Annotated in this window: 20 protein-coding genes and 4 tRNA genes; 19 read left to right on the top strand and 5 right to left on the bottom strand. The window is 68.7% G+C overall.

Annotated features, from left to right (window positions below; genetic code table 11):
* Positions 1-14: 14 nt before the first annotated feature.
* The gene (locus AB0L97_RS06945; protein WP_355070428.1) at positions 15-959 is read left to right on the top strand and encodes a hypothetical protein; all 945 of its coding nucleotides are present in this window, start codon (positions 15-17) and stop codon (positions 957-959) included.
* Here the strand turns inward: AB0L97_RS06945 and AB0L97_RS06940 are convergent.
* The 4 genes from AB0L97_RS06940 to AB0L97_RS06925 form a co-directional block, all read right to left on the bottom strand.
* A complete protein-coding gene (locus AB0L97_RS06940; RefSeq protein ID WP_364425948.1) occupies positions 925-2154 on the bottom strand; it encodes a sigma factor-like helix-turn-helix DNA-binding protein in 1230 nt (409 codons plus the stop codon). The two genes, AB0L97_RS06945 and AB0L97_RS06940, sit on opposite strands and share 35 nt — an antisense overlap.
* Positions 2155-2533: 379 nt before the next feature.
* A tRNA-Val gene (locus AB0L97_RS06935) sits at positions 2534-2608 on the bottom strand.
* A 1-nt stretch (position 2609) separates the two neighbouring features.
* Positions 2610-2680 (bottom strand) — tRNA-Cys (locus AB0L97_RS06930).
* A gap of 43 nt (positions 2681-2723) precedes the next feature.
* A tRNA-Gly gene (locus tag AB0L97_RS06925) sits at positions 2724-2796 on the bottom strand.
* Positions 2797-3188: 392 nt separating this feature from the next.
* Here AB0L97_RS06925 and AB0L97_RS06920 point away from each other — a divergent pair.
* The 15 genes from AB0L97_RS06920 to AB0L97_RS06850 all read left to right on the top strand — a co-directional run bounded on the left by AB0L97_RS06920 (position 3189) and on the right by AB0L97_RS06850 (position 20343).
* A tRNA-Val gene (locus tag AB0L97_RS06920) sits at positions 3189-3260 on the top strand.
* A gap of 539 nt (positions 3261-3799) precedes the next feature.
* Positions 3800-6028 carry a bifunctional SulP family inorganic anion transporter/carbonic anhydrase gene (locus AB0L97_RS06915; protein WP_364425946.1) on the top strand — a complete coding sequence of 743 codons (2229 nt, stop codon included), beginning with the start codon at positions 3800-3802 and terminating at the stop codon, positions 6026-6028.
* A 244-nt stretch (positions 6029-6272) separates the two neighbouring features.
* The gene (locus tag AB0L97_RS06910) at positions 6273-8522 is read left to right on the top strand and encodes a bifunctional SulP family inorganic anion transporter/carbonic anhydrase (RefSeq protein ID WP_364425944.1); all 2250 of its coding nucleotides are present in this window, start codon (positions 6273-6275) and stop codon (positions 8520-8522) included.
* 110 nt (positions 8523-8632) lie between these two features.
* The gene (locus AB0L97_RS06905; protein WP_355070436.1) at positions 8633-9058 is read left to right on the top strand and encodes a TIGR02611 family protein; all 426 of its coding nucleotides are present in this window, start codon (positions 8633-8635) and stop codon (positions 9056-9058) included.
* Between the two features lie 2 nt (positions 9059-9060).
* On the top strand, positions 9061-9675 hold the full coding sequence (locus AB0L97_RS06900; RefSeq protein WP_364425941.1) for a (2Fe-2S)-binding protein: 615 nt from the start codon (positions 9061-9063) through the stop codon (positions 9673-9675).
* 223 nt (positions 9676-9898) lie between these two features.
* Positions 9899-11962, top strand: coding sequence for a threonine--tRNA ligase (gene thrS / locus AB0L97_RS06895; protein ID WP_355070439.1), 2064 nt, complete (start codon positions 9899-9901; stop codon positions 11960-11962).
* On the top strand, positions 11959-12558 hold the full coding sequence (locus AB0L97_RS06890; protein ID WP_355070441.1) for an HIT domain-containing protein: 600 nt from the start codon (positions 11959-11961) through the stop codon (positions 12556-12558). Before thrS ends, AB0L97_RS06890 begins: the two co-directional genes overlap by 4 nt.
* Positions 12559-12581: 23 nt before the next feature.
* Positions 12582-13277: a phosphatidylinositol phosphate synthase gene (pgsA, locus tag AB0L97_RS06885; protein ID WP_356961617.1), complete on the top strand. Its 696-nt coding sequence runs from the start codon at positions 12582-12584 to the stop codon at positions 13275-13277.
* Positions 13278-13365: 88 nt separating this feature from the next.
* A complete protein-coding gene (locus AB0L97_RS06880; RefSeq protein WP_364425938.1) occupies positions 13366-14334 on the top strand; it encodes a phosphatidylinositol mannoside acyltransferase in 969 nt (322 codons plus the stop codon).
* Positions 14331-15455 carry a glycosyltransferase family 4 protein gene (locus AB0L97_RS06875; protein WP_364425936.1) on the top strand — a complete coding sequence of 375 codons (1125 nt, stop codon included), beginning with the start codon at positions 14331-14333 and terminating at the stop codon, positions 15453-15455. Before AB0L97_RS06880 ends, AB0L97_RS06875 begins: the two co-directional genes overlap by 4 nt.
* On the top strand, positions 15455-16498 hold the full coding sequence (locus AB0L97_RS06870) for an NUDIX domain-containing protein (RefSeq protein ID WP_364426088.1): 1044 nt from the start codon (positions 15455-15457) through the stop codon (positions 16496-16498). The genes AB0L97_RS06875 and AB0L97_RS06870 overlap by 1 nt, the downstream gene beginning before the upstream one ends.
* Positions 16499-16954: 456 nt before the next feature.
* Entirely contained in the window at positions 16955-17857 is a 903-nt protein-coding gene (gene pdxS, locus AB0L97_RS06865; RefSeq protein ID WP_195042546.1) for a pyridoxal 5'-phosphate synthase lyase subunit PdxS, read from the top strand.
* Positions 17858-17881: 24 nt separating this feature from the next.
* Positions 17882-18769: a LysR substrate-binding domain-containing protein gene (locus AB0L97_RS06860; protein ID WP_364425934.1), complete on the top strand. Its 888-nt coding sequence runs from the start codon at positions 17882-17884 to the stop codon at positions 18767-18769.
* A gap of 163 nt (positions 18770-18932) precedes the next feature.
* The gene (locus AB0L97_RS06855) at positions 18933-19430 is read left to right on the top strand and encodes a hypothetical protein (RefSeq protein ID WP_355070451.1); all 498 of its coding nucleotides are present in this window, start codon (positions 18933-18935) and stop codon (positions 19428-19430) included.
* A gap of 178 nt (positions 19431-19608) precedes the next feature.
* Entirely contained in the window at positions 19609-20343 is a 735-nt protein-coding gene (locus AB0L97_RS06850; RefSeq protein ID WP_364425931.1) for an SDR family oxidoreductase, read from the top strand.
* Positions 20344-20455: 112 nt separating this feature from the next.
* Here AB0L97_RS06850 and AB0L97_RS06845 read toward each other — a convergent pair whose 3' ends face one another.
* On the bottom strand, positions 20456-21082 hold the full coding sequence (locus AB0L97_RS06845) for a hypothetical protein (RefSeq protein ID WP_364425929.1): 627 nt from the start codon (positions 21080-21082) through the stop codon (positions 20456-20458).
* Between the two features lie 105 nt (positions 21083-21187).
* Between AB0L97_RS06845 and AB0L97_RS06840 the strand changes: the two genes are divergently transcribed.
* The 3 genes from AB0L97_RS06840 (at position 21188) to AB0L97_RS06830 (ending at position 23613) form a co-directional block, all read left to right on the top strand.
* A complete protein-coding gene (locus tag AB0L97_RS06840; protein WP_355070457.1) occupies positions 21188-22009 on the top strand; it encodes an acyl-CoA thioesterase II in 822 nt (273 codons plus the stop codon).
* A gap of 136 nt (positions 22010-22145) precedes the next feature.
* On the top strand, positions 22146-22742 hold the full coding sequence (gene pdxT, locus AB0L97_RS06835) for a pyridoxal 5'-phosphate synthase glutaminase subunit PdxT (protein WP_356962455.1): 597 nt from the start codon (positions 22146-22148) through the stop codon (positions 22740-22742).
* A gap of 118 nt (positions 22743-22860) precedes the next feature.
* Positions 22861-23613, top strand: a complete 753-nt coding sequence (locus tag AB0L97_RS06830; RefSeq protein ID WP_355070459.1) for a YebC/PmpR family DNA-binding transcriptional regulator — start codon at positions 22861-22863, stop codon at positions 23611-23613.
* Positions 23614-23743: the final 130 nt, after the last annotated feature.

The raw sequence follows: 23743 nt of genomic DNA, 5'->3' as shown, positions 1-23743 counted from the left end.
AGGGGAGTGGTCGCGTGAGAACGAAGCAGCGGGCGGAGATCGCCTGCGGGCGCCGAGCGATGCTCGCCGAGTTGGGTATCGGAGAGGCCTCCGGCCGTATCCGTGGATCGAAGACCGGTTACGCCTGCGGGTGCCCGGAATGTGCCGCCGCCCAGTGGGATATGCGGCGGCTCAAATACTGGTTGTGCGGCAGGCTGCTCGCCTACGGAGCCGACGAGGCCGAAGTGGATCAGCGCATCGGGACCTTGCCGGTGGACGTGTACTGGCGCAAGGGCGACCGGATATACGCGATCGAGGTGCGTAGCGGTCCGCTGGAGCGTGGACTGGCTCAGGAGCACACCGAACGGCTGCGCGCCGAGGGTTGTACGGACGTGTTGTGGCTGTGCCCACCCGGCTACTGGGTGCCGTACCTGCACGCCCTGGGCATCGCGGACTTCGCGCCCGCCGCCTGTGATTATCGCGCGGTCACCGGCGTGCTCGACACCGAGCACGCGATGGCGGCGCCGCGGCGTGAGCCGGTCGAGCTGCGCGAGTTCATCGCGGGCTGGGTGAGCGGCGAGTATGTCTGGGGCCATCGGGACGAGAGGACAGGAGGCTGGGCGACCGTGACCGACTGGGAGTACCACACGAAGACGCAGGCCACGGTCATCGCCCGGCAGCGCCAGGAGCTGGTCAACCAGCGCACGTCGCTGGCGGTGGCCCGGAAAGCCTTGCGCGACAAGCAGAAACATCTGCTGAAGATGACCACGCGACTGGAGCGCGCGGAGCAGGCCGCGCAGGAACGGGCCGACGCGCTCGCCGCCGCGCAGCGCACGATCGCCGATCACGACCGGCTCGACAAGGCCCTGCGCAACACGATCGCCAAGCTCGAGGTGACCATCGGCCGGTGGCAGCTGATCACCATCTGCGCGATGCTGCTGATCGTCACTTTCCTGGCGGGGGCGATGGTGGTGCGCTGAGCCGGAACGGCGCCCGGTCCCACCGCCATTCGTGGCGCAGCACCAGCGCGAGGAAGTCCAGCAGTTCCAGGCCGGTCTTCGCGCGCACCTCGCGGAGCGCGGCCCAGTGCACGGGGCCGCGCTCGACGAGGTCGCGCAGCATCCGTTCACCCGCGGCGTCGACAGGGCGGGCGCGCAGATCCGGGACGCCGACGCGGCTGCCGGTCCAGACCAGCCAGCCCCAGCCGTTGGCGTGCGCGTATGCCCGAGCGGCGGCGGATTTCGCGACGTTCACGTGGAAGCCGACATGGCCCAGCGGCGTGACGTCGATCAGTACGGTGCGGCCGTCGGTGAGCCGCGCGACGATGCTCGGATAGTGCACCCGCTCCGCGCCGTCGAGTTCGTAGACGACCGCCGCGGGCTGCTCCAGGAAGGTCTCGACGAGATCGCCGGCGTTGAGGATCCGCAGCAGCCTGGCCTCGAGACCGGAGTCGAACGGCACGTCGCGACCGACCTTGTCCAGATAGAAGCGCCCCCGGCCGTCGTCGTCGCTGTCCACAGTGCGCGCGGACGAGGTCGGGATCGCGGCCGCGGCGCCTGCGTGGGGCCAGTCGACCTGCCCCAACCAGGTATTCAGCTGACTCGTGGCGCGCGGCTCGGCGTCGTGTAGTTTGGCCAGGCGCCGGTTGGTCTTCTTCTGCCACGCCGCGATGCGCTGGGTGACGAATCCGGCGATTCGCTTGGCGTCCTCGGCGGCGTGCCCGGCCAGCCGGAGTTTGAGATACGACAGCTCGGTCGCGGCGATATCGGTGTCGGTCGCGTACGTCTCCACCAGCAGCGCGCGTGTGAGCTGCCGGTCCATGGCGTCGAGGGGGTAGCGCGCGGACAGGACCGCGGCGGCCCGATGTCCGGAAAGCTGTGCCATCCGGATCATCTGCCCGACCGCTTTGGTGTGCAGTTGCCGCACCCGGTCGCGGGAAAGGTCGTAACGAGCGCCGATCCGGGCGAGTGTCTCGGGCTTCTCGCCACCGACTCCCAGCCGAGCCGTCAGCAGGTCGCCGTCCTTGGCCTTCTGGTCGGCGCGCAGCGCGATCAGCTCCCCGAGCACCTCGTTGACCTCTTCGAGTTCGAACGAGATGTCGTCGCGCAGGTCGAGTGACTCGGGATCGTCGTCATCTGGCGCCGCGCCTTGCGCGACCTCCGCGCTGATCGTCACGCGACAACCCCCTGACTCGGCTCCGGCACTGTGTGCCACAGCGTATCCCTACCCACCGACACGCGGCCCCATCCTGGTCGCCGGCGACAGCAGTCGTTCCCTGGCAGTCGGCGCGCTCGATCAGGTGCGGCACGCACGCGGCGAACCGAGCGGCTCTCGTAGCTCCTGGACCGGGGCTGATCGGAGATCGCATCAGAACTCCCAACTCGACTACTCGTGATCAGGGAGAACGCTGCCAGTAGGTACCGGACTGGTCACGGGTAGCCGACTACGTGTTCTCGAGCCGGACCGCGACGAATGGCCAGTGGAAACTCGATCCGCGTGCGGGGCACAAACAAAATCAGACCCGGTGAAAACCGGGTCTGACCTCGTGAGACGGTGGTGCGCGATACTGGGATTGAACCAGTGACCTCTTCCGTGTCAGGGAAGCGCTCTCCCGCTGAGCTAATCGCGCGAGGTGGAGACGGGAATCGAACCCGTGTGCACGGCTTTGCAGGCCGTTGCCTCACCACTCGGCCACTCCACCGCGCAAAGGGGGACGGCGTAATGTTGCCTGGCCCTACCTCTCGAGCGGATGACGGGATTCGAACCCGCGACCCTCACCTTGGCAAGGTGATGCGCTACCAGCTGCGCTACATCCGCATTCTGCCTCCCCGGGGCTCGTTTCCGGCCTCCGTGGTGCGAGACAGAACATTAGCGGACGCTCGGTGAAAGGTACAAATCCGCTGGTAGAACGGCGGAAATCTGGAAAGTGGGCGCTGTGACGCCGGTGGCTCATGTGGTGGATGGGGGAGTCGAGGCGCTCGGTGGTCCTCTCGATGGTCGAGCCGCACCGAATCTGCGACCGCAGCCGGCGTGGTCGCGACCCCGCTTGTCCGCCACCTAGAGTTCGCGCAAGATCGAGAGGAACTGCTCGCGAGTGGTGGCTCCGCGCCGAACCATCCCTGTCTGGACGGCGATTTGGTGAACCACCGGTGGCGCGTGCTAATGTTTTGTCTCGTCCGGAGGGCGCCACGCGCCGCCGGAACCCGTCAGGTCTCATAGCTCAGCGGGAGAGCGTCCGCCTCACACGCGGAAGGTCGCTGGTTCGATCCCAGCTGGGACCACTCGATTCCCCTCGACAGATTGCCAGGTCGGGGGGATTTTGCGTATCCGATCGTTAGAACCTCGTCGACTGCCTCGGCCCGCGTGCCGCGGCAAGTGGGAGACGCTCTTCGTGAGCCTCAGGCGGAACGTCCGGGTGGGCGAAGTATCGCGCGCTCCACTGGGCTGGTGGCGTGGGCGTTCTCGTTCGCACCGGGAGTCACGATCGAGGGATTCGTCTTCGACGTCGTTCGCCGGTGCGGGCTGTCTCCTTGGCCATCCGTCCAGTCGAGCGTCCTGTCGCTGCGAAGCTCCTCGAATCGGCAGCCGTCGACGTTCTTTGTTGCGCTGTGACCTGAGTCACATTATGGTAGCGGTTGCCTTTCTGGGAACCGGGAACCTTTCCACACCCTTTGCGAACTCTTTACTATCGTTTCGATCACTGTGTCACGGGGTCGCCTCCACCGACGGAGGAACGGCCCGAGCTTCGCCCGCCGCTCGCTTTCGATGCCAAGAACATGTTTGACCGATGAACCGGGGCCACCCCGGCGAAGGAGAAAATATGTCCACCGACACCGATTCCGCACCACGGACGTCGCCGCGCGCACACCTCGCCGGTCGCCTGACCAGCGTCGGCCGTGCCGATCTACCTGCCTCGATCGTGGTTTTCCTGGTCGCGCTTCCCCTTTCGCTCGGTGTGGCGGTGGCCTCCGGCGCTCCGGTGGCGGCAGGACTCATCGCAGCCGTTGTCGGCGGTGTGGTGGCCGGATTGCTGGGTGGTTCCGCGATCCAGGTGAGCGGGCCCACCGCGAGCCTCACCGTTGTCGTCGCCGAGAGTGTGCACCAATTCGGCTGGGCGGCAACGTGCTTCATCACCGTCGGAGCGGGTGTGCTGCAGATCCTGTTCGGGCTGAGCCGGGTCGCGCGCGCCGCGCTGGCCATCGCCCCGGTGGTCGTGCACGGCATGCTGGCGGGCATCGGCGTGGTGATCGCGCTGCAACAGGTGCACGTGCTGCTCGGGGGCAGCTCGCTGAGTTCGTCGTTCGCCGCGCTGGTGGGGTTACCGCGGCAGCTTTTGTCGGTGCGCACCGGCGACCTGTGCGTGGGCCTGGTCGTCATCGGCATCCTGGTCGCTTGGCGCTTCGCGCCACGGCGGGTGCGCGTGCTCCCCGCACCGCTCGTCGCCGTGGTCACCGCCACGCTGCTGGCGCTCGTCCTGCCCACGCGGGTCGAGCACCTTGTGCTGAACGAGTCGTTGCTGGAGTCCCTGGGCCTGCCCGCCATCCCCTCCGGAGGCCCGGCGGCCGTCGCCTCGACCGTGATCACGATCGCGCTCATCGCCAGCGTCGAAAGCCTGCTGTCGGCGGTCGCGGTGGACAAGATGCGGCCTGGTCACCGCACCGATTTCGACCGGGAGCTGATCGGGCAGGGATCGGCCAACGTCGTCTCCGGCCTGCTCGGCGGCCTGCCGATCGCGGCCGTCATCGTGCGCAGCATCACCAACGCGAACGCAGGCGCTCGCAGCAGGGCGGCGACCGTGCTGCACGGAGTCTGGATCCTGCTGTTCGCGGTGGTCCTGGCCGGCCTCGTGCGGCAGATCCCGACCGCCGCGCTGGCCGGACTGCTCATCTTCGTCGGCACGCAGCTGATCAAGCTGGCGCACATCCGGCTGGCCAGGCGGGCCGGTGAGATGTACGTCTACCTGGCGACGGTGCTGGGTGTGGTGTTCCTGAATCTCTTGCAGGGCATGCTGATCGGTCTCGTGCTCGCGTTCGCGCTGCTGCTGTGGCGGGTGGTGCGCGTGCTGATCGTCGCGGCTCCCGTACCCGGCTCGCGCCGGTGGGTGGTCGCTATCGACGGCACGTGCACCTTCCTGGCCTTGCCGAAGCTCACCGCGGAACTGGCGAAGGTCCCGGCCGACGCCGAGGTGACCGTCGAGATGGCCGTCGACTTCCTGGACCACGCTACGCACGAGTTCCTCACCGAATGGGCTCGCGAGCGCGAAACGCACGGTAGTGCAGTGGAATTCGTCGAACTCGGCGGCGAAAGGATGGCAACCGCCTTGGCCGGACCGCCCGAGCGCGGGCACTTCAGGCAGGTTGTCGACCAGGTCATCGGACCGTGGCGGCGCACGGGCGACCGGGAGGACCGCATCGCGGCGGGCATCGCCGCCTACCACCGCGGCCACGCCCACCTGCTGCGCCCGCACCTGGACAAGTTGCGTCATCGGCACGACGCCGACTCGTTCTTCCTCACCTGTGCGGACGCCAGAATCGTGCCGAACGTCATCACCAACAGCGGCCCTGGCGACCTGTTCACCGTGCGCAACGTGGGCAATCTGGTGCCTACGCGCGGTGGGGACGTCTCGGTGGAGGCGGCGCTGATCTACGCGTTGGAGCGGCTGGACGTGCGCGCGGTCGTGGTCTGCGGCCACTCCGGCTGCGGTGCCATGGAGGCGCTGCATCGCGAGGTGCGGGCCGGGGCGGGGCTCGGCGACTGGCTGGCGCACGCCCGGCCGAGCCTGGAGCGCTACCGGCTGGGGCATCCGGTCGCCGCCGCGGCGGCCGTCGCGGGATTCGGCCCGGTGGATCAGCTGGGCATGGTGAACGTCGCCGTGCAGCTGGAGACGCTGCACGCGCACCCGGTCGTGCGCCGGGGGATTGAGGAGCGGGGCGTGGCGGTGTCGGGATTGTTCTTCGACCTCGCCACGGCCCGGGTGATCGAGGTCATGGCCGACGGCATCGCGGAGTTCGGCGACGAGCGGCGCGGTATCGCGGCGGAACCCGTCTGACCAGGCATTGTGCGGTGGATCATGCTGATGGACGACGACCGGATAGTGGGGAATCGCACACAATCGGCGAACTTCTCAGGCTTTGCTAAGTCTTTACCAATAGACTTGCACTCGTTTACATCTCGACTCATCGCTGTGTCGGGACTGCTTCACCGCGAGATGCCGGTTCGCGGTCTTGTGCCCTGCTGGACATGTTGATCGTCAACCGACCTCGGCGAAACAGCCGAGTCGGCGAAGGAGAGTCATGGCTATCGATCACGATTTGGCCCCGCCACCGTCGAAGCCCGCACCGGCGGGTTCGAGCCGCAGTTCCGGACCGCTGTCCGATCGCTTCACCGAAATCCTGCGCCACGATGTGCCCGCATCGATCGTTGTTTTCCTTGTCGCGCTGCCGCTTTCGCTCGGCATCGCGATCGCCTCCGGAGCCCCCGTCGCCGCCGGGCTCATCGCCGCCGTGATCGGCGGTGTCGTCGCCGCAAGCCTCGGTGGTTCGGTCCTGCAGGTGAGCGGCCCCGCCGCGGGCCTCACCGTCGTGGTCGCCGAGACGATCAATCAATTCGGTTGGCGCACAACGTGTTTCATCGTCTTCGCCGCCGGTGTGCTGCAAATCCTGCTCGGCCTGAGCCGCGTGGCCAGGGCGGCGCTCGCCGTGGCGCCCGTGGTGGTGCACGCGATGCTCGCCGGTATCGGCATCACCATCGCGCTGCAGCAGATCCATGTGCTGCTCGGCGGTTCCTCGCACAGCTCGGCCTGGCGGAACATCGTCGAGCTGCCCGGGCAGTTGCTGTCCGCGCACGGGGGTGGCGCGTTGATCGGCGTGGTCGTGATCGCGATCATGCTCGGCTGGAAGTACCTGCCCGCCAGGGTCCGCGTCGTGCCGGGTCCGCTGGTCGCGGTGCTCGTGGGTACGGCGCTGTCGCTGGCGCTTCCGCTCGACGCGGTGCGCATCGTGCTGAACGGCTCGCTGTTCGACGCCATCGGCCTGCCCGCGCTGCCTCGCGGCGACTGGTCGGGTCTGGCGCTGGCAGTCGTCACCATCGCGTTGATCGCCAGCGTGGAGAGCCTGCTGTCCGCAGTGGCCGTGGACAAGATGCACTCGCGTAAGCGCACCGACTTCGACCGGGAACTGATCGGCCAGGGCTCGGCGAACGTGCTGTCCGGTCTGCTCGGCGGCCTGCCGGTCACCGGCGTGATCGTGCGTAGCGCCACCAACGTGCAGGCGGGCGCGCACAGCCGCGCCTCCGCGATCCTGCACGGGGTCTGGGTGCTGGTGTTCTCGGTGGCCCTGGTCTCCGTGGTGGAGCAGATCCCGAAGGCCGCGCTGGCCGGTCTGCTCATCGTGATCGGCATCCAACTGGTGAAGCTGGCCCACATCAAACTGGCGCGGCGCACCGGCGACCTGCTGGTCTACGCCGTGACGGTGCTCGGCGTGGTGTTCGCGAACCTGCTCGAGGGCGTGCTGATCGGTCTGGGCCTGGCCTTCGGCCTGCTGCTGTGGCGGGTGGTGCGCGTGGCGATCGAGGCCCGACAGGTACCCGGCACGCAGCGCTGGCTGGTTACCATCGACGGATCGGCCACCTTCCTCGCGCTGCCGAAGCTGTCGGCGCAATTCGCGAAGATTCCGCCGGGAGCCGACGTCACGGTGGAGATGACCGTCGACTTCCTCGATCACGCGGCGTTCGAGGCCATCGAGGAATTCGCCCGCCAGCAGGTGAACAACGGCGGCAACGTCGATTTCGTGGAGATCGGCGGCGCCAGGATGGCCCACGCCGCGGCGCAGCCGCCCGCGCGCAGCTTCGCCCGCTCGGTCTGGGACGACATCCTCGGCCCTTGGCGGCGCGACGAGCGGCATGAGAATCCGGTCGCGGCGGGTGTGGCGGCCTTCCACCGCAGCCACGCGCACGTCGTCCGGCCGCATCTGGACGAGTTGCGCGACACGCAGGACCCGGATTCGTTCTTCCTGACCTGCTCGGACTCGCGGATCGTGCCGAACATCATCACCAACAGCGGGCCGGGCGATCTGTTCACGGTGCGCAACGTGGGCAACCTGGCGCCCGCCGAGGGTGACGCGTCGGTGGAGGCCGCGCTGGTGTTCGCGCTCGAGCAGCTGAACGTCCGCTCGATCGTGGTCTGCGGGCATTCCTCGTGCGGTGCGATGAAGGCGTTGCACGCCGGGGCCCAGGTCCCCGGCGTGGACGCCTGGCTCGCCCATGCGCGACCGAGCCTGGAGCGGTTCCACGCGGGCCACCCGGTGGCGAGTGCCGCGCGGGAGGCCGGTTTCGGCGAGGTCGATCAGCTGGCCATGGTGAACGTCGCGGTGCAGCTCGAGTTGCTGCACCGGCACCCAGCGGTGCGCAAGGCGGTCGCCGAGCGCGGCGTCAAGGTGTCGGGCCTGTTCTTCGACATCGCCAGTGCCCGGGTGGTCGAGGTGACCGAGAACGGGATCGCGCACATCGATGACGCGGGCCATCAGCCCGCTCCCCAACTCGTCTGATCGGACGGGGATGGGTGATCCCGCCCGGGCGGCCTGCTCGGGCGGGATCACCGTTGTCCGGGCGAGTGGGATCGCGATTCGCTGTGCCGGACCCTCGTACCCTGGGAAACGTGACGGCAGACCTCGAAACGAGCTCGGACGATCGGCCGACCCGCTGGCGCGCCTTCCGCGCCGGGCTCGAACGACGACCTACGCTGTACCTCGGCTATCGGATCGTGGTCGCGGTGGTCGGTGTAGCCGTGCTCGCGGCCGGTGTGCTCGCGATTCCCTATCCCGGTCCCGGCTGGGCGATCGTGTTCGCCGGGCTGGGCATCCTCGCCACCGAATTCGCTTGGGCGCACCGGGTCTTGACCTGGCTGCGGGACCGGTATCGGCAGTTGATGGACTGGTACTCCCGGCAAGGTCTGGCCGTGCAGGTGGCCGGTGCGGTCGGCACCGCCGCGCTGGTCGTGGCGACGCTGTGGGTGTTGGGAACCTTCGGGCTTGTGGGTAGTTGGATCGGAGTCGAATGGGAATGGCTGCGCAGCCCCCTGTAACGGTGACCACCGTTCCGGGGCGCATGCTCACCCAACCGGAATGGCTGGCCGCGCGTATCGCGGAGATGGGCCATTCCTGGGGGACCACGTCGCTGCGTATCGCGGGCACGCTGTGGTGGTGCATGGCCGCGTCCGCGCTGGTGGAGCAGATCGCGCGGGCGTACGCGCACGACGCGGACGCCCCCGAGGCCGCGCTGGACCGGCTGGAATGCGAAGTGCGCCCCGACGGCGGCATCGAACGGGTGCGCATCCCGGTGGACGGCGCCCGGGCTTCCGGTAGCGCATCGGCGCTGCGCGAGACGCTGGCGACCGTCATCCCGCCGGTCGCCCGGGTGTCGAGCGCAGGCGTCCCCGCGTTGTGGGCGATCGTGGCCGACGCGATCGGCAATCGGGCACTGGATGCCGGGTCGCCGGACGCGGGCGCGCGGCTGGCCGCCGAGGTCGGCGGCAAACTTCCGGTTCCGCGTTTCGTCGAGATCGGCGGACGCACCTTCGTGCGGCGCATCTCCTGCTGCCTGGTGTTCGAGGTCCCCGGCTGCGAGATGTGCACCAGCTGCCCGAAACGTTCTGCCGCCGAACGCATCGCACTGCTCGCGGACCTGGCCGCCGAGGGCTGACCATCCGGCGCGCGACAACTCGACGGGAACGCCAGGAACTCCGGCGTCACCCGGAGAGAGACCCGAACGCAAATCTCGCGCCACCCGACCGCTACGGCCCAAAACCCGGAGGGGCGGGCCGAAGCGGCGGGACAGTAGCATGGTCGCGCCGGACGAACTTGCGATCGGCCACCATCCAGCGGGACCCCGCCCGCGCACGAGAAACGCCAAGGAGAGCGCAGCCGTGACCACCTCAGCCGCCATCAGCCCAGTCGCCCTCGTCCGGGTGCCGGCCGGGACGACGGCGGGCGCCGCGGTGCGCGAGGCCGGACTGTCCACCAAGGGGCCGGAGACCGTCGTCGTCGTCCGGCTGGACGGCGAACTCAAGGATCTGTCCTGGACCCCGGACGAGGACGTCGACGTGGAGCCGGTCGCGGCGAACACCCCCGACGGCCGCAACGTCATCCGGCACTCCGCCGCGCATGTGCTCGCCCAAGCGGTGCAGCAGGAATTCCCCGAGGCCAAGCTGGGCATCGGTCCCTACATCAAGGACGGGTTCTACTACGACTTCCGGGTCGAGCGGCCGTTCACCCCGGAGGATCTGGCCAAGCTGGAATCCCGGATGAAGAAGATCGTCAAGGGCGCGCAGCGTTTCTCCCGCCGGGTGGTCGAGGTCGACGAGGCCAGGGTCGAGCTGGCCGGTGAGCCGTTCAAACTGGAGCTGATCAGCGACAAGTCCGGGATCGATGATCCAGAGGTCATGGAGGTCGGCGGCAAAGAGCTGACCATCTACGACAATCTGGATCCGCGCACCGGCGAGAAGATCTGGGGCGATCTGTGCCGCGGCCCGCACATCCCGACCACCAAGTTCATCCCGGCCTTCAAACTGACCCGCAGCTCGGCCGCCTACTGGCGCGGTGACCAGAGCCGGGAGGACCTGCAGCGCGTCTACGGCACCGCGTGGGAGTCCCAGGAGGCGCTCGACGAGCACCTGCACCTGCTCGCCGAGGCGGAGCGCCGCGATCACCGCAAGCTCGGCCTGGAACTGGACCTGTTCAGCTTCCCCGACGAGCTCGGTTCCGGTCTCCCGGTGTTCCACCCCAAGGGCGGCATCATCCGCAAGGAACTGGAGGAGTACTCGCGCCGCAGGCACGTCGCGGCGGGCTACGAGTTCGTCAACACCCCGCATATCACCAAGGGCCACCTGTTCGAGGTCTCCGGCCACCTGGACTGGTACCGCGACGGCATGTTCCCCGCGATGCACCTGGACGCCGAACTCAACGAGGACGGCACGGTCCGCAAGCCCGGCCAGGACTACTACGTCAAGCCGATGAACTGCCCGATGCACAACCTGATCTTCCGTGCCCGCGGCCGGTCGTATCGGGAGCTGCCGCTGCGGCTGTTCGAGTTCGGCTCGGTCTACCGCTACGAGAAGTCCGGCGTGGTGCACGGCCTGACCCGGGTGCGCGGCATGACTCAGGACGACGCGCACATCTACTGCACCAAAGAGCAGATGCACAGCGAACTGACCGACACGCTGCGGTTCGTGCTGGATCTGCTGAAGGACTACGGCCTCGACGACTTCTACCTCGAGCTGTCCACCAAGGACCCGAAGAAGTTCGTCGGTTCCGACGAGATCTGGGAGGAGGCCACCGAGACCTTGTCCAAGGTCGCCTCGGCCTCCGGTCTCGAGCTGGTACCCGATCCCGGCGGCGCCGCCTTCTACGGCCCGAAGATCTCCGTGCAGGCCAAGGACGCGCTGGGGCGCACCTGGCAGATGTCGACCATCCAGCTCGACTTCAACCTGCCCGAGCGCTTCGACCTGGAGTACACCGCGTCGGACGGCACCAAGCAGCGGCCGGTCATGATCCACCGCGCGCTGTTCGGGTCGATCGAGCGCTTCTTCGGTGTGCTCACCGAGCACTACGCGGGCGCGTTCCCGGCCTGGTTGTCTCCGGTGCAGGTCGTCGGCATCCCGGTCGCGGATACCTTTGCCCCGCACCTGGATCGGGTGATCGAACGGTTGCAGGACGAGGGCATCCGGGCACAGGTGGACCGCAGCGACGACCGGATGCAGAAGAAGATCTTCAACAACACCGCCCAGAAGGTGCCGTTCATGCTGCTCGCCGGTGAGCGCGACGTGAACGCGAACGCCGTTAGCTTCCGCTTCCGCGACGGTACCCAGGTCAACGGCGTGCCGGTCGACGACGCGGTGGCCACCATCGTCGCGTGGATCGCCCACCGGGAGAACGCGTCGCCGACGGCCGAGGGTTTCGAAATCCGATCAGCGAACAAGGGTGGGGCATGACCGAGCGGACGGTGCCGGAGGGGCTCGCGGATCTGGACGGGACCGCGACCTCGGCCGAGCCGGGCAGCATCGTGGACACCGGCGCCGGCGAACCGGATCGGCTGCAGCGCCTGTGGACGCCGTATCGCATGTCCTACATCGCGGAGGCGGCCACCGGTCCCAAGGATTCGACCGGCCACCCCTTCACCGACATCCCGAAGATGTCCGACGAGGACGGATTGGTCGTCGCCAGGGGCGAGTTGGTGTACGCCGTGCTCAACCTGTACCCGTACAACCCGGGACACATGATGGTGGTGCCGTACCGCAAGGTGGCGAACCTGGAGGATCTCACCGAGGCGGAGAGCGCCGAGTTGATGGCCTTCACCCAGCAGGCGATCCGGGTGATGAAGAAGGTGTCCCGGCCGCACGGCTTCAACGTGGGGCTGAATCTCGGCGGGGTGGCCGGTGGGTCGCTGGCCGACCACCTGCACCAGCACATCGTCCCGCGCTGGGGTGGCGACGCGAACTTCATCACGGTCATCGGCGGGGCGAAGGTGATGCCGCAACTGCTGCGGGAGACCAGGGCGCTGCTGTCGGCGGCCTGGAAGGAGGCGTAGATGAGCGACCGGGCGGGTCGGCCGTGCTGAGTTTCTTCGGCCGCGAGACGTTCGCCAAGGCGACTGCTCCACTGGGCCGCGCGCTGGTCGGCACCGGACTGACGCCGGACGCGATGACGCTGATCGGCACCACCGCCTCCATCGTCGCCGCGGTCACGCTCTTCCCGACCGGACACCTGTTCTGGGGAACCATGGTGATCTGGTTGTTCGTCATGTTCGACATGCTCGACGGGGCGATGGCGCGGGCACGCGGTGGCGGCACGAAGTACGGCGCGGTGCTGGACGCCACCTGTGACCGGCTGGCCGACGGGGCGATCTTCGGCGGGCTGGCCTGGTGGGCGGTCTTCCACGAGCAGCACAAGCCCTTGTTCGCCGCGACGCTGGTCGTCTTGGTGACCTCGCAGGTGATCTCCTATGCGAAGGCGCGCGCCGAGGCCAGTGGGCTGTCCGCGGACGGCGGCCTCATCGAGCGGCCGGACCGGCTGATCATCGTGCTGGTCGGCGCCGGATTCACCGGCATCGGTGGCTACTGGGGGATCGAATGGCTGACCTACGCCGTGCACGTGGCCATGTGGATCCTCGCCGTGCTCAGCATCGTCACCGTCGTTCAGCGGGTGCTGGCCGTACGCAACTCGCCGGGAGCGCGCACCGTGATCCCGACCGGGCAGTCGCAGCGCCCTGGTGCGGGCACCGCCGACACCTCGGGGCTTCCGACGTGACCTCACCCGATGCCGGGCGCGAACCGATCGACGGTGGCGTCCGGGTATCCGTCACGATGAATTGCGGACCTGCGGCTCGGGGGCTCGGATGACGATCGGGGAACAGCTCGGCGCCGCCGGATACGCGGCGGGCTGGCGACTGGTGCGTGCGCTGCCGGAGACGACGGCACGACGACTGTTCGAGTGGGGCGCCGACCGGGTCGCCCGTCGCGCCAATCGGGAATTCCACGCGGGCGGCGCGCCGAACCAGTTGCGGCGCAATCTGGCGCGCGTGCTCGGCGTGCTTCCCGCCGACGTGCCGGACGAACTGATCGTCGCCAGCATGCGGTCCTACGCGCGGTACTGGCGGGAGGCGTTCCGGCTGCCCACGATGGACCATGCAGCGATCGACTATGACGTCGGCGGGCTGGAGCATCTGGATGCCGCGATTGCGAAGGGCCGAGGCGTGCTCTTGGTGCTGCCGCATTCCGGCAACTGGGACATTGCGGGCGTCTGGCTGGTTCAACACTACGGCGGCCCCACCACCGTGGCCGAGCGGCTGAAGCCGGAGTCGCTGTTCGAGCGGTTCGTCGCTTATCGGGAGAGCCTCGGCTTCGAGGTGATCCCGCTGACCGGCGGTGAGCAGCCGCCGTTCGGTCTGCTGGCGGCCCGACTGCGACAGAACAAGATCGTGTGCCTGCTGGGCGAACGCGACCTCACGGGCAAGGGCGTGCCCGTGCAGTTCTTCGGCGAGCGCACCTGGATGCCGGCGGGTGCGGCGAAACTGGCGATCGAGACCGGCGCGGCATTGCTGCCGGTGCACGCCTGGTTCGAGGTCGACGCCGATGGCCGAGAGGACTGGGGCCTGAAAGTCGAAGCGCCGCTGAATGTTTCCGATGGCGTGGCGGCGGCCACCCAGGCGTTGGCGGAAACTTTCGCGGCGAATATCGCCGAGCACCCCGCGGATTGGCACATGCTGCAACCATTGTGGGAGAGCGATCTCTCGCCGCAGCGGCGTGCCAGGATCGCCACCGCGCAGGCGAGCATCAAAGCCGAACAGGGGGACGTATCGCCATGAAGATCGGCATGGTCTGCCCCTATTCGTTCGACGTCCCCGGCGGGGTGCAGGCGCATGTGGTCGAACTGGCGCGAGTGTTCATCGAACGCGGGCACAAGGTGAGCGTCCTGGCGCCCGCGTCCGAGGGCACCCCGCTGCCGGAGTTCGTGGTGTCGGCGGGGCGCGCCGTGGCCATCCCGTACAACGGGTCGGTGGCGCGGCTGTCGTTCGGGCCCATGGCCTACACCAGGATCCGCCGGTGGATCGAGGGCAACGACTTCGACGTGCTGCACATCCACGAGCCGAACGCGCCGAGCCTGTCCATGCTCGCGCTGAAGATCGCCGAGGGCCCGATCGTGGCGACCTTCCACACCTCTACGACGAAATCGCTGGTGCTGAGCACTTTTCAGGGTGTGCTGCGGCCGTATCACGAGAAGATCTCCGGTCGTATCGCGGTGTCCGAGCTCGCGCGCCGCTGGCAGGTCGAGGCGCTCGGCTCGGACGCGGTGGAGATCCCCAACGGCGTCGACGTCCCTGCGTTCGCGCGCGCGCCGATGTTGCCTGGTTATCCGCGCCCCGGCGGGACGGTGCTGTTCCTGGGGCGCTACGACGAGCCGCGCAAGGGCATGGAGGTCCTGCTCGGCGCGCTGCCCGAGCTGGTGCGCGAACATCCCGACGTCGAGATCCTGATCGTCGGCCGCGGCGACGAGGACCGGTTGCGCCGGGAAGCGGGCGACCTGGCCGGCCACTTGCGTTTCCTCGGCCAGGTGTCCGACGAGGAAAAGGCTTCCGCGATGCGGAGCGCGGACGTGTACGTGGCGCCCAACCTGGGCGGCGAGAGCTTCGGCATCATCCTGATCGAGGCGATGGCGGCGGGCACCGCGGTCGTGGCCAGTGAATTGGACGCCTTCCGCCGGGTACTGCGGGACGGTTCGGCGGGCATGCTGGTCCCGGTCGGCGACTCGGCGGCGCTGGCCACCGCGCTGCATGCCGTACTCACCGATGAGGTGCGCAGGGAGGGGCTCGTGCACACCGCGACCCAGGTCGTCGGCGAGTACGACTGGCCGGTGGTGGCCGAACAGATCCTGCGCGTCTACGAGACGGTGACCGTGGGCGACACGAGAGTGCGGGCCGCCGGATGATCACCTTCTCCGCGACGACCGTTCTCGTCCTCGCGCTGATCGCGGCGGTCGTCGTCGCGATCGGTCTGTGGGCGTACTCCACCGCCAACCGGCTCGACCGGCTGCACGTCCGCTCGGATCAGTCCTGGCAGGCGCTCGACGCGGCGCTGGCCCGCCGGGCGGTGGTGGCCAGGTCGGTCGCCATGGCGATCGCGGGTCCGGTGTCCGATCCGGCTCTGTCGGAGCAGGCCGGAGAACTGGCAGCGCTGGCGGACCGGGCCGAGCGCGCCGGTCGCGCCGAGCGCGAGACCGTGGAGAACCGCTTGTCCACCGCGCTGTCGGCGGTCGACATCGGCACGCTGCGCCCGCAACTCGTCGCCGAACTGGCCGACGCCGAGGCCAGGGTGCTGATCGCACGCCGCTTCCACAACGACGCCGTACGCGACACGCTGGCGCTGCGCACGCGCCGCCCGGTCCGCGTCCTGCACCTGGGGGGTACCGCGCCGCTGCCGTCCTACTTCGAGATCACCGAGCGCGCTACCCCGGCCGCGTCCACCGGCCTCGCGGTGGACACCATCCGCACCACCGCGCGGGTGGTGCTGTTCGACGAGAACGACCGGACTCTGCTGATGCGCGGCAACGATCCGAAGACGCCGCAGGTGTCGTTCTGGTTCACCGTCGGCGGCGGCGTGGAGCCGGGGGAGAGCCTGCGCGCGGCGGCGGTACGGGAACTGTACGAGGAGACCGGATATCGCGGGGATCCGGCCGCCCTGCGCGGTCCGATCTGGCGGCGGGTCGCGGTATTCCCCTTCAACGGGGAGCTGATCCGGAGCGAGGAGTTGTTCTTCGCCCTGCGGGTGCGTGGTTTCGACCCGCAACCGGCGAACCTGACCGCGATCGAACGCCGCTCCATCACCGGGCACCGATGGTGCACCGCCGCCGACATCGTCACGCTGGACCGCTCCGGCGAAACCGTCTACCCGTATCACCTGGACGAACTGCTGGCCGAAGCAGCTCAGGCCGCGTCGGGCACCGGCGATCCGGAGGTCCGCTCCATCCGCTGACCGGCCACGGAACACGTGTGATGTGTTTCACGATCGTGATAGCGTCGCGATGATCCAGGGCGCCGGAGGGTACTGCTGTCGGGGACGCATGTGCTTTCGGTGTCGTGGTCCCGCTGACGGCGGGGCTGTTCCTGTTCGGTTGTGGAGGTAGTTGGTTCATGTCGTACCTGCTGTTCGATTTCCTGTTGCCGCTGATCGGTCCCGCGGCCGCGGAGTACTGGGCGCAGTTGCTGGTGGTCGGCCCGCTGTGATCGGGCGCCCGGCGCGAACCGGGCAGGCCAGTGCGGCGCCGGGACGGCACTGCGGCCGAGCCTTCCCGGCGTAAGGCGCCATTACCGAGATCACACCAGGCCAGTGCACTCCAACTGGCTATCAAGTGGCCTTTTGCGCCCACCTAGAATCGTGGCGTTCGTATGCGAGTGATCGATTTGGCGCACATGCCTGGAGGAGTTTGCCGTGACCACCCCCGAGACCACCCAGACCGTCGGTACCGCCCGCGTGAAGCGCGGCATGGCCGAGATGCTCAAGGGTGGGGTGATCATGGATGTCGTCACGCCGGAGCAGGCCAAGATCGCCGAGGACGCCGGTGCGGTCGCGGTGATGGCGCTGGAACGCGTCCCCGCCGACATCCGTGCCCAGGGCGGGGTCTCCCGGATGAGCGACCCGGACATGATCGACGGCATCATCAACGCGGTCTCCATCCCGGTCATGGCGAAGGCACGCATCGGCCACTTCGTCGAGGCGCAGATCCTGCAGAGCCTCGGTGTCGACTACATCGATGAGTCCGAGGTGCTCACCCCCGCGGATTACGCCAACCACATCGACAAGTGGAACTTCACCGTGCCGTTCGTCTGCGGCGCCACCAACCTCGGCGAGGCGTTGCGCCGAATCACCGAGGGCGCGGCGATGATTCGCTCCAAGGGCGAGGCCGGTACCGGTGACGTGTCCAACGCGACCACGCACATGCGCAAGATCCGCCAGGAGATCCGTCGCCTGTCGTCGCTGCCCGAGGACGAGTTGTTCGTCGCGGCCAAGGAGTTGCAGGCGCCCTACGAGCTGGTCCGTGAGATCGCCGAGACGGGCAAGCTGCCTGTCGTGCTGTTCACCGCGGGCGGCATCGCCACTCCCGCCGACGCCGCGATGATGATGCAGCTCGGGGCCGAGGGCGTGTTCGTGGGGTCGGGCATCTTCAAGTCCGGCAACCCGGCGCAGCGTGCTGCCGCCATCGTCAAGGCCACCACGTTCTACGACGACCCGGACGTGCTGGCGAAGGTGTCGCGCGGGCTCGGCGAGGCCATGGTCGGCATCAACGTCGAAGAGATCGCCCAGCCGCACCGCCTGGCCGAGCGCGGCTGGTGAGCTCGGGCCGGTAGCGTCGGCCGCGTGGAGTTGCGGCAGCTGCGGTACTTCGTGGTTCTGGCGGAGGAATTGCACTTCCGCCGGGCCGCGGAGCGATTGTTCATCTCGACGCCGACGCTCAGCCAGCAGATCAAGGTGCTGGAGCGGGAGCTGGGCGGCCCCTTGCTGGTCCGGGAGCCGCGGGTGGAGCTGACGGCCGCGGGCGCGGTGCTGCTGCGCTCCGGTAGGAACGTGCTGCGCGCGATGGACGAGGCGATGCGCGAGACCAGGCGCGCTGCCGCCGCTGGTGCCCCGGTGCTGCGTCTCGGGCTGTTGAACGGCGTCCCGCCCTGGCTGCCCGCCCACATCGGCGGCCTGCTCACCGCCGTGCTGCCCGATGCCCGGATGGTGCTCACCGGTGGGACCACCGCCGATCAGGTGCGTTTTCTCGATGACGACGAAGTCGATCTCGCGTTGGTCCGCGCCCCGGTGGAGCTGCCCGAACGCTTCGCGCAACGTCCGGTTGCCCGCGAGGAGCTGGGCGTCGTGATGTCCGAGCGGCATCCGCTCGCCGGGGCGGCGGCGCCGCTGGACCCGGCCGAGCTGGATGGGCACGAGTTGATCTTGTTCTCCCGCGAATCCGCCGCGGGCCTGCATGATTCGCTGTTGCGTATGCTCGCCGACCACGGCGCGGCGGTACGGCTGAGCGACAGCGCGATGGGCCATGCGCAGATGCTGGCCGTGCTGCCGTCACGTCCCGACGCGATCGGGCTCAGCTCGTCGCGCGTAAACGGACTGTCCGGTCTGGTTTGGCGGCCGTTACGTGGCGCGCCCCTGCGGGTGACCTATGCGATCGCCTGGCGCGCGGCGGTGCGCGATCCGGCCGTCGCGGCGCTGCTCGCGGCACTGGCGTCCGAACTGTCGCCGGAATGAGCCCGCCGGTACCGCTTCCGATGCTAGGTTCACTTCTTACGGCGGCCAGAAGGTCGTCTCATGGTTCTCACAATCACGCTCAGTAGCTTCGCCATTCGATGGCCGTCCCGGCCATATCGCGCCCTATCACCGTCGGATCGATCCGAGCGCAAAGGACGAACAGTTGAAGCTTCTCAAGACCGGACGCATCGCAGCAGCGGGCCTGGCCCTTGTGGCCGCCCTCGGCCTGGCCGCCTGCGGCAGCGACGACAAGAGCGATTCGCACAACTCCACCCACACCACCACCGCCGCCGCTTCGGCGACCGCGAAGGTACCTGCCCCGCCCACCAAAGAAGAACTCAACGCCAACCTGCAGCGTGCGCTCGACCCCGCGGTGCCGAACGAGGAGAAGCTCGACCTCGTGCAGGGCATCGAGGCCGATCCGAGCCTGCCCAACCGCTTGGCCCAGGCGTTTCAGCAGGCCAACGCCACGGCAGTGGTCACGGGCGTCACCGCCTTCGGTGACACGGTCACCGCCCAGGCCACGTTCACCGTCAACGGGCAGGCGAACCAGGTCGACGTTCCGTTCGTCCTCGAAGACGGCAAGTGGAAGGTCCAGAAGGCCTGGGCCTGCCAGGCGCTGGCCAACCTGAACCAGCAGTCCCCGGCCTGCACCGCGTGATGACGGGAGCCGGCCCGGCGCGCGGGCGGTGACGTTCGTTTCGTCGTGACCGGCGTCGGCTCCACCCACCGCGGTCCGTGCACCGAATCGGTCCACGGCCTGCGGTGTTAGCCCGTGCCTAAGGCGTATTCGGCAGTGCGACATGGACACTCGACCGCGGCGATGGTCGGGTGGAGTCATGACAGCAAGCAGCACAACACCCGAACGCGTCGTCATCGTGGGCGGCAGCTCCGGCATGGGACTCGCGCTGGCGGCATCGCTGATCGATACGGGCGCGCAGGTCACCATCGCGGGCCGTTCCGCCGAACGGCTCGCCGCGGCGGAGCGCATCTTGTCCGCGGGGCCGGGCACGGTGCGCTCGGTCGTCGCGGACATCACCCGCGAAGCCGACCTCGAGCGTTTGTTCGCCGAATCGGAGCCGGTCGATCATGTCGTCACCACCGCCGCCGATGTCACCGGCGCCTATCAGCAGCTGGATCGGTTCGACGCCGACCTGGCTCGGAACCTCGTTTCCGCCAAATTGATCGGCCCCATGCTGCTCGCCAAGCACGCCCGGGTCGTACCGGGCGGCTCGATGACGTTCACTTCCGGCGTCGCGGCGTATCGGCCCGCGCCGGGCGGCGCCATGGTGGCGGCGGTCAACGGCGCGCTCGCCTCGCTGGCCTACGCGCTGGCCCTGGAGCTCGGCCCGGTCCGCGTCAACGTGGTCTCGCCGGGGTGGGTCGACACACCGATCTGGGACACCATCGCCGGGCCCGCGAAAACCGAACGTCACCAGCAGCTCGCCGCACGCCTGCCCGTCGGGCGCATCGGCTGCCCTTCCGATATCGCGCAGGCGATGCTGGGCGTGATGCGCAATCCCTTCATCACCGGCACGGTCCTGCACGTGGACGGCGGGCATCGGCTGGTCTGACCGCTGGGCGGCGGGAAACCCATATGGCTACGCGGTTATGCGCATCTGATCATGGGATTGTGCCTCACCACAGAAGCCGAGCTCGAGCGGTAATCGACAAGGACCCGGGAACCTAGTCGGCCCGGTCCTGGTCGACTCGAAGCGCCGGACGATCAGGGTGGTCCCAGCGCACGAAGAAGGTCGGCGTGTAGGGGTTATCGGCATCGTGCCGCAGCAAGGCCGGGATGGTCCATTGCGCGTCGGGCGGGGTGCGGCGGCGGAGCGCGGCCTCGGACAGCTCCAGTCGGAGGATCAGGTCGGCGTCGAGGTGGCGGCCCGCGAGCATCGGGCCCGCGACGACAACGGTGGTCGCGGGCGGCGCCGTGCGGATCGCGGCGCGCGCGGAGCGGTCGGCGGCTTCATCCCACAACGCGGGCAGCCACCGGCCGTGCTCGCGCAGCGCCTCCACGACTTCGCGGCGCAGCGCGGCGTAGTCGAACCACGCGGTGCGATAGGACATCTCGTCGGTGCGGCCGAACTCCATGCGCAGCGAGGCGGGACGCACGTAGTCATGCAAGGAGACCACGTGGGCCGACCGGCCCGCGTCGCGCAGCGCCTCCACGATCCGGTCGGCGAGCGCCACCGGCTGTGCGGCGTCCGCGCCGTCGACGGCGATCACCGTGTGTGCGGTCGCGGTCAGCAGGGGCTGGATCACCTGCGTGACGAGGGCGTCGGGCGTGATGGGCAGGAAGCGCGGCACCCATCCATCTCAGCAAAGTGCGACGGCCGGTGCGGCGTGGGCGTAGCCAGGCGTTCACCGGCGGCCGAACGGCGACGCCGTGAGCGGCCGGGATAATCTCTGCGCATGGCGACAATCGAAGAGGCGCTGGAAATAGAGCGGCTGGAGCGGGACATCTTCCGTGGCGCGTCCACCAAGACCCAGCTCGCGCGCACGTTCGGCGGCCAGGTTGCCGGCCAGGCGCTCGTGTCCGCGGTCCGGACGGTGGAACCGCGATTTCAGGTGCACTCCCTGCACGGCTATTTCCTCCGTCCGGGTAATCCGCAGGAGCCGACGGTCTACCAGGTCGAGCGCATCCGGGACGGGCGGTCGTTCTGCACCCGCCGGGTGACCGGCATCCAGGACGGCGCCGCGATATTCACCATGTCGGCCTCGTTCCACGTCGGCGACGAGGGGCCCGAGCATCAAGATGTCATGCCCGATGTCCCGATGCCGGAGGATCTGCCCGACGCCAGCACCACGATGACGCCAGAACGGCTATGGGCGATGCGGGAGTGGGAACACTGGGACATACGCATGGTCCCGCACGAGAACGTGTCCCGCCGCGATGGTGTGGTCTCCCAGCAGCAGGTGTGGTTCCGCTACCGGCACCTGCTGCCCGACGATCCGCTGGTGCACGTGTGCACCCTCGCCTACATGAGCGATATGACGCTGCTGGGTTCCTCGAAGGTCATCCATCCCGACGAGCCGACCCAGAATGCCTCGCTCGACCACGCGATGTGGTTCCTGCGCCCGTTCCGCGCCGACGAATGGCTGCTCTACGACCAGTCCTCGCCGTCAGCGGCTTTCGGCCGGGGGCTGACCGGCGGCAAGATCTTCACCCGAGAAGGCACGCTGGTCGCGGCCGTGGTGCAGGAAGGCCTCATCCGCAGGCTGCGGGAGGACTGACCCGGCGGGCCATCGCGACGCGGATGCGGCCGACCGTGAGCGGGCCCACATCGGTACGGCTCGTAAGCTTTCCGGCGTGAACGCTTCCTCGGTCACCGCACCCGCCGCCGACACCGGACAGGCGCGGTCCCGTCCCATGATCGGCGTGCTCGCGCTGCAAGGCGACGTCCGGGAGCACGTCGCCGCGCTCGCGCACTGCGGCGCCGAGCCGGTGCTGGTCCGGCGCGAGGCGGAGCTCGCGGCCGTGGACGCGCTCGTGCTGCCCGGTGGCGAGTCGACCGCGATCAGCAAGCTGCTGCAGGCCTTCGACCTGCTGGAGCCGCTGCGCGCGCGGCTGCGCGACGGTATGCCCGCGTTCGGTTCCTGTGCGGGCATGATCCTGCTCGCCTCGGAGGTGCTCGACACCCGCCCGGACGCCCAGCATCTGTCCGGCATCGATATGACGGTGCGGCGCAACGCGTTCGGCCGTCAGGTCGACTCGTTCGAAACCGACCTGCCGTTCTCCGGCCTGACCGACGGTCCGGTGCGAGCGGTGTTCATCCGCGCACCGTGGGTCGAGCGGGCGGGTGCGGGCGTCGAGGTGCTGGCCACGGTGCCGGATGGCCCCGCCGCGGGCCGGATCGTCGCGGTGCGGCAGGGCAACGTCCTGGCGACGTCGTTCCATCCCGAGGTCACCGGCGATCTGCGGGTGCACCGCATGTTCGTGGAGATCGTCCGTTCGGCCGCCGCGTAGTCGGGGCCGCTCTGTACGGCCGTAGTGGAGGCCCGAGTAGGCTGGAGAAGTTGTCCGCCCGGCGGTGCCGGTACCGTACACACCACCAGACGTGCCACCGACCTGAAGGAAGTAGGGAATGAGCGGCCACTCCAAATGGGCCACCACCAAGCACAAGAAGGCTGCGATCGACGCGAAGCGCGGCAAGCTGTTCGCGAAGTTGATCAAGAACATCGAGGTGGCGGCCCGGACCGGTGGCGGTGACCCGGAAGGCAACCCGACGCTGTACGACGCCATCCAGAAGGCGAAGAAGTCGTCGGTCCCCAACGACAACATCGAGCGCGCCCGCAAGCGCGGCGGCGGCGAGGAAGCCGGCGGCGCCGACTGGCAGACGATCATGTACGAGGGCTACGGTCCCAACGGCGTCGCTGTGCTGATCGAGTGCCTCACCGACAATCGCAACCGGGCCGCGGGCGAGGTGCGGGTCGCGATGACGCGCAACGGCGGCAACATGGCCGACCCTGGCTCGGTGGCCTACCTGTTCCATCGCAAGGGCATCGTCACCCTGGAGAAGAACGGGCTGTCCGAGGACGACGTGTTGCTGGCCGTGCTCGACGCGGGCGCCGAGGAGGTCAACGATCTCGGCGAGTCGTTCGAGATCGTCAGCGAGCCGGGCGATCTGATCGCGGTCCGCTCCGCGCTGCAGGGCGCCGGTATCGACTACGACTCCGCCGAATCCGGCTTCCAGCCGTCGGTGTCGGTCGCGGTGGACGTCGACGGCGCCCGCAAGGTGATCAAACTCGTGGATGCCCTCGAGGACAGCGACGACGTGCAGAACGTCTACACCAACGTCGACATCCCGGACGACGTGCTCGCCGAGCTCGAGGACTAGTCGATCGACCGCGCGCCGTAGTCCCGCACGGCGGGATGCTGAGCGCGAAATCGGGGCGGCCGGTCTGTGTACGGGCCGCCCCGAGTGGGTTCATTCCTGGTTCCCAGCGCACCGCTCGGCGGCCGCGCCC

The sequence above is a fragment of the Nocardia sp. NPDC051911 genome, assembly GCF_040681035.1.
Lineage (GTDB): Bacteria > Actinomycetota > Actinomycetes > Mycobacteriales > Mycobacteriaceae > Nocardia > Nocardia sichangensis.
Note: the sequence above shows the minus strand (reverse complement) of the source record. Positions and strands in the feature narration are given on the sequence as shown.